This is a genomic window from Frankia tisae (genome assembly GCF_025403405.1).
GTDB lineage: Bacteria > Actinomycetota > Actinomycetes > Frankiales > Frankiaceae > Frankia > Frankia tisai.
Window position 1 is genome coordinate 1 of record NZ_JANEZT010000224.1, and the last position, 11,153, is coordinate 11,153.

Consider the following 11,153-nt stretch of genomic DNA (forward strand, 5'->3'; position numbering starts at 1 on the left):
GGCCGATTCGGCCGGTTCGACGTCCGGCAGGGCCGTCGCCGACGCCGGGGCGGGGGGAGGAGCCTGGAAGACGAGGCTGGCGACCTGCGCGACCGAGACCGGCTGCGGGGTGGCCTCCGTGTCAGGCTGACCGAAGTCGGGCATCTGAAACGGGCGGGTCGTCGGCGGCGGAAGCTCTCGCCTCGGCTGGGACCGGGCTGCTCGCGGCGCGGAAAAGCTAAGGATCGACTGGGTGGCGATGAGGGGTGTCTCGCTTTCGGGGACGGATCGTCGGCAAACGATCGGCCAGGCGGTCGCGCCGGAACTGCTGTCCGCGGCGCGATGCCCGTGGACTGTTACGAACCGTGACCGGACCGTCAGAGACGGTACATCCGGCTGAACGGGCTCGGTATGCGCTCCTGGCGGGAGCCAAAATCAACATCCACGGAGGACTCTCCGGTAACTCCGATGACCCGGCCGAGCCCATACACATCGTGGGTGACCCGGTCTCCGACCGTGAACCGCTCCTGTGCAGGGACCGCCGGAACCTTGAAGGGGCTGTTGGGAAGGCGACGTCGGGGCACCGCTGACTCGGTCATCGTCTCCAGTATGCACCTCTGCCCGGGGATGGCCAGTCGCCCGCCGCGCGGGGCGACGCGGAGTCGTGCGCATGCGTCCCCCGGACGGGTGGTTCGCACCGGGGAGATCTCGGCGGCGGGCCCGGTCAGGAGGGCGGTGGTTGTGGTTGAGATGGTGGCAGCGCGCCCTCCTCGTGATCGAGTTCGTCCTCGAGTAGCCGCAGGGAGGCGTCGGACAGGTGCCCGGTGTCGCGCCAGAGCTGGAGCTCGTCCCGTTCCGCCTCGATCATCGTGCGACGGACCCGGCCGAACGCCTCCGTGAGGCTCGCGGTGGGGGGCCGGCCCGAGTCGGCGAGGCTCAGCGCGCGCAGGCTGTCCTGGCTGCGCCGCTTGCGTTCCTCGGCGGCCGTGCGCAGGCGCAGGATGAGATCGTCGGGAAGCTGGCCCTGATCATGGACGGCGGCCAGCGTCCGCAGACCGGCGTCGGCCGCCGCGACCCGGGCGCGGGCGCGTTGCCGGCGAGCTTCGTCGACGTCGGGTCGCACGTTCAGCCGGTGCAGGACCGGCCCGAACGTGAGCCCCTGGCCGACGAGTGTCACCAGCACCGCGACGTAGGCGCAGAACACCAGCAGGTCCCGGTGCGGGAAGCCGGCCCCGTCGACGGATCTCGGCAGCGCGAACACGGCGGCCAGCGAGATCACTCCGCGCATTCCGGACCAGGACAGCGCCGCGAGTTCGCGGGTCGAAAGGTGCGGATGGGGGGACAGGAAGCGCAGGCGGCTCGGCAGCATCGCGGGTAGCAGCAGCCACAGTGGCCGGACCAGCACGACCGCGCCGACCGTCACCGCCGTCGCGGCCGCCACGGTCGGCAGCGGATAGTGCCCGATGGCCGGGATGACCGCCGCGAGCTGCTGGCCGATGAGAAGGAAGACGAAGCCCTCGAGCAGGAGGTCCACGAGCCGCCACACCGCGCGTGCGTGCAGCCGGGCGGGCCCGGACAGCAGGCTGCGGGACTGCGATCCGAGGATCAGCCCCGCGGTCACCACCGCGAGGACCCCGGAGGCGTGCAGCGCCTCGGCGGGCACGTAGGCGGCGAAGGGAGTCGCCAGGGAGACGGTCGTCTCGGTCACCGGGTCCTCGATGCGCAGCCGTAGCTGGCCGACCAGCCAGGACACGACGAGTCCGACGGCGAGGCCGCCGATGACCGCGAGCAGGAAACGCCCGGCGACCCGCGGGGCGTCGAACCGTCCGTCGATCGTCGCGGCCACCGCCACCGAGTACAGGGTCAGCGCCGTCGCGTCGTTGAACAGGCTCTCGCCCTCGATGACGGTGCGCAGCCGGTCCGGCAGGCCCACCCGCCGCCCGATGGACAGGGCCGACACCGCGTCGGGCGGCGCCAGCGCGGCCCCGAGGGCGCAGGCGCCGGCGAAGGACAGACCCGGCACCACGACGACGAGCGCCGCGCCGGTAGCCAGCGCGGTGACGACGACGAGCAGCACGGACAACGAGATCACTGCGCGCAGGTTCGCGCGAATCTCCACCAGACTCGAGCTCAGCGCGGCGGAGAAGAGCAGGGGCGGAATGATCAGTGCAAGGACGAGGTCCGGCTCGAGCCGGACGGTGGGCCCGGGTAGCAGCGCATAGACCGCGCTCGCCCCGACCAGCAGCACGGGCGCCGGCAGGCCGAACCGGCGGGCGGCCAGCGCGGCCGACACCACGAGCGCCACACCGATCAACCCGAAAGTTATTTCTTCCAACACGTGCTGCCCCCGATGGGACGCGGCTCGCGCCGGCGGGTACCGGCAGCGTGGCCGGCACCGTCAGAGATCAGGACGGCCCTGGGCGAGCCAGGCTTCGACGTCGCGCGCACGCCACAGGACGAAATGTCCTACGGAGTGGATGGGCATGGGAAAATCGTCGCGGTCACACAGGCCGCGGGCACGGTGTGCCGAGATCGACAGCCGATGGGCTATGTCGGCGGTCGTCCACAGATCGTCTACCGCCATACCGTCATGCTATGCGACAACGCCACACCCGGCGTTGTCACTGAGCGCCGCGCCCCGCCCACAGCGGGGACCACGGACGGGCGTGGTCTGGCGCTTCGGACGGAGGGACCCGCAGCCGCTCGCGCCGCATCCAGGTACCCTTGCTGATGTTGCTCTTCTTGGTGCCGCCGGTCACCTTCAGGATGGCACGAGCCGCTGACCGGAGCGATCCGGTCAGCGGAGGTAGGCGGTGCATCGTGTGGATGTGCCGCGGCAAGCACAGTGAGGAGCGACCGTGTCAGCAGGAACTGTGAAGTGGTTCAACGCCGAAAAGGGCTTCGGCTTCATCTCGGTGGACGGCGGGGGCGGCGACGTTTTCGTCCATTTCTCCTCGATCGTGAGTGAGGGCTTCAAGTCCCTCGATGAGGGGCAGCGCGTCAGCTTCGACATCGAGCAGGGCCAGAAGGGTCTGCAGGCCGCGAAGGTCGAGGCCATCGACTAGCGCGGCGGCGCTCTCACCAGCCCGTCCCACGCTCCGGCCGAAGCCGGCCGGAGCGCAGGGACGGCCCGCTTGTGTGGGCGGCCGCGTGCCAACCGGCTCACGCGGTCTCCTCCGCTCTGGGGCAGAGTCTCGAGGCCCCGAGCCTCCACCGAGGCCTGTACGGATCCACCCGTTCACGGCTCGGAAGATCCACGATCAAACGATGCCAGAATTGACCGGTGCGAGCGGAAACGCCCGGCGGGTCGGCGACGGTGTTCGTCAGCTGTGTCGCGGCCGACCAGCCGTGGGCGGAACGGTCGTGGGCGAAACGGGACTACGACCGCCTGGCCTTGGCGCTGGGCAAACGTGCCGAGGAGCTGCGAGGCACGGGCCGGGCACGGTTCCGCGGAACACCATGATCAATAGGGTGGGGGCAGGTCGCGGTGCGTTTTGCACGGCGTAAGCCCTGCGGATCGTGCGCATCGCACCGCAACGCGCTTCCCGCCGCATCGTGACCGGTCGTTACCGGTGAAGGTTTCGTGGTCCGAGGTTCGACGGCGGGGTAGGTTGCGACACCGCAACCGTTACCCAATACAGATCGTCTATGACCCCGAGTAGATAGGACGTACTCGGCTAGGCTGCGCGGCTCAGGGCGGCGCCGACGAAGGCGAGCTGGGCGGGGGCGACCGCGCGCCAGTAGGCGGGGGTGTGGCCGCCGGGGCCCAGGCTGTGTTCCTGGGGCCGCAGGTCCGCGACGGCCCGCCGGGAGACGGCGGCGAACGGGTCGGCGTCGCCGCAGTCGATCCGGTACGCCACCCCGGGCGCCGGGGCGGTCCCCAGGATGCGGTGCGCGGCGAAGTCGGCGGCGGAGTCGAACGCGCCGGGGGCACTGGCGCCGTAGGTGCGCCACATCGCCGGGCTGCTCGCCGCCGCCGCGACCACGAGGGCGGGATGGCGCCGGGCCAGCAGCAGCGCGCCGTAGCCGCCCATCGACCAGCCCAGCACCGCCAGCCGGGTCGTGCGCAGACCCGCCGCGGCCAGCCGGGGCCGGATCTCGTCGAGGATCATCGCCTCCGGGTTGTCGCCGGAGGCCCGCGGGTGCCAGTAGGTCTCGCCGCCGTCCACGGTCACCAGGGCGAACGGCGCCACGCCCGCGCCGATCGCGGCCGGTAGCAGCCTGTCGAGGCCCAGCAGGCCGACTGCGCGGCGCGCGTCGTCACCCCGCCCGTGCAGGACGAGGCACACGGGCAGGCCGCGCCCGCCGCCCGCCGGGGTGACGGTGACCATCGTGACCGGCCGGCGCCGGGCCGCGCTGGTGAACGTCGTGCTGGCCACCACCGCCGGGCCGGCGGCCGCCGCCCGCGGCACCGCTCCCGGCGACGCCATGCCTCGGGGTGTGCTCTCGGTGCCGGCGCGCTGGGCTGCTGCGGAGGACGTCGCCCCCTCCGCTGTGGCGTGGGGACCGGCGGTAGAGGAGGGGCCGTGGCAGCCGGCGGCGAGTCCGGCGACGACGGCGCCGGCCGCCGCGACCGGTGCCGAGATCACCAGCGTTCGCCTGCTCGGTCGCATGGTGCCGATCATGCCATTCGGCCCGCGCGAGCCGGCCTGGGACGGCGGTGTGAGCGCCGCCACCGGCCGGGCCGAGCGTAAAATTCAATGAATTCTTTGCCCGTTATGGGTCTCGTCACTCGACGTCTCAGAGCCGCTTCGGTCAGGGACGGTAGTCGGGTGACCGATGATGACGACGACTGGGCTCCGCCGCCCGTGCCCTTCGGCGGCGGCGATCCGGCGGTGGCCGCCGCCGAGGCGCTGGCCGAGGCCGAGGCCGCGCTGCGAATCGGGGCCTGGCGGCCGGACCCAGATGAGATCGACGCGGCCGTGACCATCCTGCACCGGATGGATTTCGCTCGCCGTAACCCCGACATCCCGCTGCGACGCAGCGTCCACCGCGCGTTGGACGAGACGTATCCGCAGCTCACCGTTTGGCGGGCCCGCCCGCTCTACCTGTACGCGGCGGTGAAGACCGTCCAGTTGCTCGCCGCGGCATCGCCGACCGGCGAGAACGCCGCGGCCGCCCAGACCGCCTGGGAGCTTCTCGGTGATCTGCTCCGCGCCGTCACCGCCACCGTCCAGACCGGGCCCTGACCGGCATGGAGATCGTCGCCCTGACCCGGGCCCGCGACAGCCTCTGGGGCGGCCTGCGGGAGCAGGCGACACGGTGAGCGCGGCCGGTGCCCCGCGCCCGCCGGCCCGACACCTGCCCCCAGCCAGTTGGTTGACGGTGAATTGCCTGCCTCATAGCGTGTGAGTGGCGTCACCTCTGACGGGACGGGTGGGAGGTCGGTCGGGTGCGGGACCGCGTGGCGATCGTGACGGGTGGCGGGGGCGGCATCGGTTCGGCGGTGTCGGTGGAACTCGCCCGGCGCGGCGCCACCGTCGTCGTGCTGGACAACGGCGACAGCCTGCGCGGCGAGCCGCTGGGGGAGCCCACCGCCGAGGCGACCGTCCGGCGCATCGAGGCCGCCGGCGGGCGTGCCGTCGCCGCACCGATCTCCGTGACCGACGCCGCCGCGGTGCACGGGCTCGTCGAGGAGACTGTCGCGCGGTTCGGCTCGTTGGACATCGTCGTCAACACGGCCGGGATCCTGCGCTTCCCTCGCATCGCCGACGCCTCGGCGGACGACTGGGCGGCGGTGCTCGGCGTCCACCTCGGCGGATACCTCAACCTGCTGACCGCCGCGCTGCCGCGGATGCTGGCCGCCGGATACGGCCGCATCGTGGGTGTCACCTCCGGCGTCGGGCTCGCCCGGACCTCGGTCGACGGCCCGGCCTACGGCAGCGCCAAGCGGGCCGTCGCCGCCCTGACCTGGCAGCTCGGCCCGGTCCTGCCCGCGGGGGTGGCGGTGAACGCGCTGTCGCCGATCGCCGCGACCAGGATGGTGACCGAGGGGCTCGTCGCCGCCGGCGTCGATCCGCGCGGCCTCGACCTGTCCGCGATGCCGCAGCCGCAGCACATGGCCCCCGCCGCAGCCCGGCTGGCGAGCGAGCAGTTCGGCTGGTGCCGCGGGCGGGTGCTGTTCTCCGCCGGCTCGGAGCTGTCCCTGATCGCCCCGCCGCGCCTGGTCGAGGCGATCGCGACGGGCGGCGTGGGTGCCGCGGTCGCCCTGGGCGCGCTCGTGCCGCTGGTGCTGGCGCCGGCTCAGGCACAGCAGCGCTCGACCGGCGGCTCGAACCCGCGTTCCGGCCTGCTCGCGGCCGCACCACCCGATTCCGCGGGGCCACCCGGTTTCGCGGGGGCAGCTGGTTCCGCGGGGCCGGCCGAGCGAGCCTGCCTCGTCGTCGGCGACGATCGCGCGCTCACCGAACAGCTCACCGCCGCGCTCGCCCCCTGGGGCTACGCCACCGCCGCGGCGCCGGTCGGCGGCGCCGGGACCGGCGGCGCGGTGCCCGCCTTCGCGGCGGCCGAGGACGGCATCCACCGGGCCGCGGCGAACACCGGTGCCGGGCTCGACGCTGTAGTCGTCATCCACGGCGCCCACGGGATCGGCGCCGACACGACCGTCGCCCTCGGGCCGGATGCGGGCGGCGGCAGCGCCGAGCCGGGCGGGACGCATGGGGCCGCCGGGTCGGCGGGGCCCGGTGGCCCGGGCGTCGACTGGCGCGCAATCCTGGACAGCCATGCCGGGACGGCGCCGACGATCCTCGGGCACGTCGCGTGGACCCGCGCCGCCGCGCGGTACGTGGCGGCAACCGGACGTTCGCTGCGCGTCGTGCATGTCGTGCCCGCGGTGACCCCCGGCGCCCGCAGCGCCGCGCAGGCCGTCACCCAGCTCGCGCGTTCCGTCAACGACACCCCGACCGCCCCGACCGGTTCCGACGGCTCCGGGAGCGGGCTGGCGGTGTTCGCGGTCAGCGCGGAAAGCCCGCACTCGGCCGACCGCGTCCCGCTCGTGGAGCTGGTGGCGAGTCTCGTCGCCGCGCCGGGCACCGCGTCGCTGGCCGGCGCGGAACTCGTCGTACGGCCCGGCTGGCTGGGCCTGCGCGCGCACCCGGCGCCGGCCGTCACCGCCTCACTGGCCGGCGCCGAGCTCGGCCCCTGGACCGACGACGCGCTGCGCGACGCCCTCGCGCCGTTCGGCTGACAGCTCCGTTCGGCTGATCGCATCGTCCCTCGGGAGGCTGCTGTGGAACATCCAGGACGGGTCGTCGACGCGCACGTCCACCACTGGGATCCGGCCCGCACCGACTGGTACCCGTTCCTCGCCGCCGCCGATACCTCGCTCGCCGCCGTCGGCATGCCCGACGCCGACCGGATGCGCCGGCCCTACGACCAGCCGACGTTCCTCGCCGAGGCGAGCCGCTGGAACGTCGAGGCGTACGTGCACGTGACCGCCGCACCGGAGCACTTCGTGGCCGAGACCGCCGAGCTCGCCCGGCTGGCCAAGGAAACCGGCCAGCCGCGGGCGATCATCGGTGGGGTCGACGGGCAGGGCGGCGCTGCCGGGATCCTGGCGCAGCTCGACGCGCAGGCGGGCGCGCCGGGTCTGCGCGGCGTGCGCGCCAGCGCCGGCCTCGACCTCGACACCGACGCCGGGCAGGCCCTGCTCGGCGCGCTCCAGGACCGCGGCCTGGTCTACGACCTCGTCGTCCATCCGGAGGGGATGGAGGCGGCGGCCACCGCGCTCGCCGCGTTCCCGGGCCTCACCGTCGTGGTCGAACACACCGGCTGGCCGCTGGCGGAGGATCCGGAGCACGCCGCAGTGTGGCGCGACGGCATGGCCCGCCTGGCCGGGCTTGGCTCACGGGTGCACTGCAAGCTGTCGGGCCTGGCGATGACCCTGCATCGCATCGATGCCGCGTCGTTCCGTCCCTGGGTGGCGCACAGCCTGGAGGTTTTCGGCCCGGCCCGCTGCTTGTTCGCGTCGAACTTCCCCGTCGACGGCATGTTCGGCAGCTACGACGACCTGTACGGGACGTACGCGCAGCTCGTTGACGAGCTCGCCGCCCCGGCACGCGACGCCCTGTTCGCCGCCAACGCCGCCCGGATCTACCGTTGCTGAGCCGGCGGGCCGGCCGGTCGGCGCGTCAGGCGGAGGCGTTGCTGGTGGGACGGTCGGCGAGCAGGTAGGTCGTGGCCGTGGCGGCAGCGGCGACGGTGAGGACGGAGGGCCAGGCCCCGAGCTTCTTCGCGAGCGGGTGAGCCGCGCCGAACGCCGCCGTGTACGTGCCGAGCAGCACGCCCGTCACCACGGGGCCGCGGGAGCGCAGCCAGGTGCGTCCGCAGACCGTGCCGGCGACGGCGAGGACGACGCCGGCGAGTTCCCGGCGCCCGCTGAGACGGGCAGCCGAATAGCCGCCGACGAGGCCGACCGCGACGACGGGTGCAGTGGGTACCGATGCCATGGGCAGCACGCTACGCCGCCGTCCGGCCACCACCGCCGGGCCCAAGGTCATCGCCGGCCGGACCGGGGACTCCTGACACCGGCCTGGGGATTCCTGCCAGGCTTGGCGTGCAGGTCGGGCCCGTGCCGCCGCGGCCTGGAGCGGGCGAGGTGGCGCACCGCCCGATCGGGCGCCGGCCGCACCCCGTGCCAGGCCCTGTCCGGGCCGAGGATCTCCAGGCCGCCGACGTCGTCGGCGAGCAGGATCGTGCAGGCGCCATAGCCGGTGTGGGTGCCCAGGCTGTCGTGACGGCCAGCATGTCGCCGATCACGAGCATCCGGCCGGGTTGTCGGCGCGCACCCCGCAGGTTTCTCGGATCTGCTGGGTGCGGGGTGCACCGGCTGTCAGCGCGGCGGCAGCAGGGCCGCCGCGTGCCGGTGCCACGCACGCCGACGCCGACGCCGACGTGTGGCGGGCTGGCCTGGCGCCGGCGTGGGGCGCGGGCGGGGAGGGGACCCGCCCGCGCACGGCAGGTCAGACGCCGAGCGACTCGCCGGTTGACTCGCCGAGGGCCTCGTCGAGGACCGAGTGCCGGTGGTGAAGGCCGGGCTCGTTACGGCCGAAGATCATCTCGGCGCGTGCGCCCGAGTTCATCGCCCGCTGGATGTCGGCGGCGAGGGGATAGTCCTCGTCGCGGACGCTCGCGTGGGCGTACTCGAAGACGTCGTCGGCCGCCTTGCGGATCGACTCGTCGGAGAAGTCCATCGGGGAGGCGTTCTGGTGGTAGGTCACCGAATGGCCCGGCTTGCTGCCCGGGTAGACCCGGAAGACCTCGCCGTTGGCCACGGTGGCCGACAGCACGATGTTCGGGAACAGCGCGTAGATCACCACGAAGTTGTTCAGCGGCTCCCAGCTCTCCTCCGGCTGGTCGGCGATATCGCCGATGTGCCGCATCGGGAACACCAGCCGGTGATGCTGGCCGTAGGAGTCGAACAGCGCGCAGTTACTCTTGGTGAACACGGCGAACGTGTCCCGGTGCACCGTGGCGAAATGGTAGTTCTCCGCGAAGGTGTCCAGTGCGAGTTTCCAGTTGACCGGAACGTCGAGCACCTTCTCGCCGACCGGTGCCCAGTTCCCGATGTTCCACGACTCGAGCTCCGGGCCGAGATCGCCGAGATGAGTGTCGATGTCCAGCGGTCCGGCGTCGGGCCGCAGGCCCACCCAGAGGAAACCGGAATGCTCGGCGGCGGGCAGCTCGGTGAGGTTGGCGCCGGCCGCGATGGTGGCCGGAAAACCCTCCCGGCCGGGGCCGCCGACGAAGCTGCCGCGGTTGTCAAAGGTCCACGCGTGAAAAGGGCACACGAAACGCTCGGCGGCGCCACAGCCCTTCGCGACGGGCGCCTGCCGATGCGTGCACACGTTCTGAAAAGCCCGGACAATACCGTCGGACCCGCGGGTCAGCAGCACGGGAATATCCATGACGGTCTTCGTGCAGAAACTTCCCGGTGCCGGCAGCTCGGACCGGTAGCCGACGAGCTGCGGCGACCGCAGAACGAGTTCCCGCTCCCGCTCGAAGCGTTCCTGGTCCGTGAACATCGCCGCTGGATGACGCCGCTCCACGGGCGTCATGTCCGTTGTTTTGTCTGTTGCGATTTTGAGCGCCCGTCGAGTCAGGTCGATGAGCTCGTTGCGGTCTATCGGATGCCTCCTCGGTGCGGCGGACACGTCCCGGTGAACCGCCGTCGCGGCGGCCCAAGATCGTATGTCCCGGTCGGAGGAAATCGTATGTGTCGGCCTTGAAAGGTTGATGCTCCGGTCTGAGTCGTAATTCCGACAGGAGCTGCTGTGTCGCATTGCGTAGGAGTTGGCCTCGCCTGGGCATCCCAAAAACTGCGATGCGTCCCCCTCTTTATGACACTGAGTCACGAATGGGCTGTGCGGGTGCCGGACCGGCGTAACCGGCCCGAGGCCGGGCATGGCAGCCGAGAGGAGTTCCGTCGAGGCCGACGGAGACGAACCGGACCCGTCGCGGACGGCCAGGACGGGACCGACACGGGCCAGAGAGGAACACACTGATGCCGAACGAGCTCGCGGGTACCCGGATCGCGTTCCTGGCCGCGCCGGAGGGCGTCGAGCAGGTCGAGCTCACCGAGCCCTGGCAGGCGGTGCGGGCGGCCGGCGGCGAGCCGGTCCTCGTGTCGACCGCCCCCGGAAAGATCCAGGCCTTCCACCACCTCGACCGAGCCGACCGCTTCGACGTCGACGAGACGGTCGGGCAGTCGGACCCCGCTGCCTTCGACGCCCTGGTCCTGCCCGGCGGCGTCGCGAACCCCGACTTCCTGCGCTCGCAACGCGACGCCGTCCGGTTCACCCGGGCGTTCTTCGACACCGGCCGGCCGGTCGCGGTGATCTGCCACGGCCCGTGGACGCTCATCGAGGCCGAGGCTGTGCGCGGCCGGCGGATCACCAGTTGGCCGAGTGTGCGTACCGACCTCGTCAACGCCGGCGCCACCTGGGTCGACGAGGAGGCCGTCGTCGACACCGCCGGCCCGAACACGCTGATCAGCAGCCGCCGCCCGGACGACCTGAAGGCTTTCTGCGCGGCGATCGTGGACCGCTTCCGCCCCGCGGGTGACCGGTCCCGGCCGGCGGGGGCGGGCCCGAGTGACGCCGAGGCGGCACGCCAGGTCGCCGGGCAGACGTCCGCCGACCGCCGGGCCGCCGACGTGTTCGCCCGCAACTCGGGAG

12 protein-coding genes are annotated in these 11,153 nt (G+C 72.7%); 7 read left to right on the top strand and 5 right to left on the bottom strand.

All coding sequences use genetic code 11. From position 1 onward, the window contains the following. Positions 1-703: 703 nt before the first annotated feature. Both NBZ85_RS19990 and NBZ85_RS19995 read right to left on the bottom strand, forming a co-directional pair. The gene (locus NBZ85_RS19990; RefSeq protein ID WP_261556990.1) at positions 704-2,284 is read right to left on the bottom strand and encodes a Na+/H+ antiporter; all 1,581 of its coding nucleotides are present in this window, start codon (positions 2,282-2,284) and stop codon (positions 704-706) included. Between the two features lie 93 nt (positions 2,285-2,377). Then, the gene (locus NBZ85_RS19995) at positions 2,378-2,563 is read right to left on the bottom strand and encodes a helix-turn-helix transcriptional regulator (RefSeq protein ID WP_261556991.1); all 186 of its coding nucleotides are present in this window, start codon (positions 2,561-2,563) and stop codon (positions 2,378-2,380) included. A gap of 274 nt (positions 2,564-2,837) precedes the next feature. Here NBZ85_RS19995 and NBZ85_RS20000 point away from each other — a divergent pair, with 274 nt between their 5' ends. Both NBZ85_RS20000 and NBZ85_RS20005 read left to right on the top strand, forming a co-directional pair. Then, the gene (locus NBZ85_RS20000) at positions 2,838-3,044 is read left to right on the top strand and encodes a cold-shock protein (RefSeq protein ID WP_136448852.1); all 207 of its coding nucleotides are present in this window, start codon (positions 2,838-2,840) and stop codon (positions 3,042-3,044) included. 218 nt (positions 3,045-3,262) lie between these two features. Then, the gene (locus NBZ85_RS20005; RefSeq protein ID WP_261556992.1) at positions 3,263-3,442 is read left to right on the top strand and encodes a hypothetical protein; all 180 of its coding nucleotides are present in this window, start codon (positions 3,263-3,265) and stop codon (positions 3,440-3,442) included. A gap of 214 nt (positions 3,443-3,656) precedes the next feature. Here the strand turns inward: NBZ85_RS20005 and NBZ85_RS20010 are convergent, their stop codons facing one another. Continuing rightward, positions 3,657-4,310 carry an alpha/beta hydrolase-fold protein gene (locus NBZ85_RS20010; RefSeq protein WP_372517737.1) on the bottom strand — a complete coding sequence of 218 codons (654 nt, stop codon included), beginning with the start codon at positions 4,308-4,310 and terminating at the stop codon, positions 3,657-3,659. Between NBZ85_RS20010 and NBZ85_RS33835 the strand changes: the two genes are divergently transcribed. The 4 genes from NBZ85_RS33835 to NBZ85_RS20025 all read left to right on the top strand — a co-directional run bounded on the left by NBZ85_RS33835 (position 4,303) and on the right by NBZ85_RS20025 (position 8,083). Then, entirely contained in the window at positions 4,303-4,683 is a 381-nt protein-coding gene (locus NBZ85_RS33835) for a hypothetical protein (RefSeq protein ID WP_372517738.1), read from the top strand. The genes NBZ85_RS20010 and NBZ85_RS33835 overlap by 8 nt on opposite strands. A gap of 68 nt (positions 4,684-4,751) precedes the next feature. Then, entirely contained in the window at positions 4,752-5,168 is a 417-nt protein-coding gene (locus tag NBZ85_RS20015) for a hypothetical protein (protein ID WP_261556996.1), read from the top strand. A 203-nt stretch (positions 5,169-5,371) separates the two neighbouring features. Continuing rightward, positions 5,372-7,165 carry an SDR family NAD(P)-dependent oxidoreductase gene (locus NBZ85_RS20020; protein ID WP_261556998.1) on the top strand — a complete coding sequence of 598 codons (1,794 nt, stop codon included), beginning with the start codon at positions 5,372-5,374 and terminating at the stop codon, positions 7,163-7,165. Positions 7,166-7,207: 42 nt separating this feature from the next. After that, a complete protein-coding gene (locus NBZ85_RS20025; RefSeq protein ID WP_261557000.1) occupies positions 7,208-8,083 on the top strand; it encodes an amidohydrolase family protein in 876 nt (291 codons plus the stop codon). Between the two features lie 25 nt (positions 8,084-8,108). Here NBZ85_RS20025 and NBZ85_RS20030 read toward each other — a convergent pair whose 3' ends face one another. Beyond that, positions 8,109-8,426 carry a hypothetical protein gene (locus NBZ85_RS20030; RefSeq protein WP_261557002.1) on the bottom strand — a complete coding sequence of 106 codons (318 nt, stop codon included), beginning with the start codon at positions 8,424-8,426 and terminating at the stop codon, positions 8,109-8,111. A 513-nt stretch (positions 8,427-8,939) separates the two neighbouring features. Then, positions 8,940-10,034 carry an aromatic ring-hydroxylating oxygenase subunit alpha gene (locus NBZ85_RS20035; RefSeq protein ID WP_261557003.1) on the bottom strand — a complete coding sequence of 365 codons (1,095 nt, stop codon included), beginning with the start codon at positions 10,032-10,034 and terminating at the stop codon, positions 8,940-8,942. Between the two features lie 446 nt (positions 10,035-10,480). On the opposite strand from NBZ85_RS20035, the gene NBZ85_RS20040 reads away from it, so the two are divergent. Beyond that, positions 10,481-11,153 (top strand): type 1 glutamine amidotransferase domain-containing protein (locus NBZ85_RS20040; protein ID WP_261562392.1); only part of this gene is annotated, 673 nt, incomplete at its 3' end.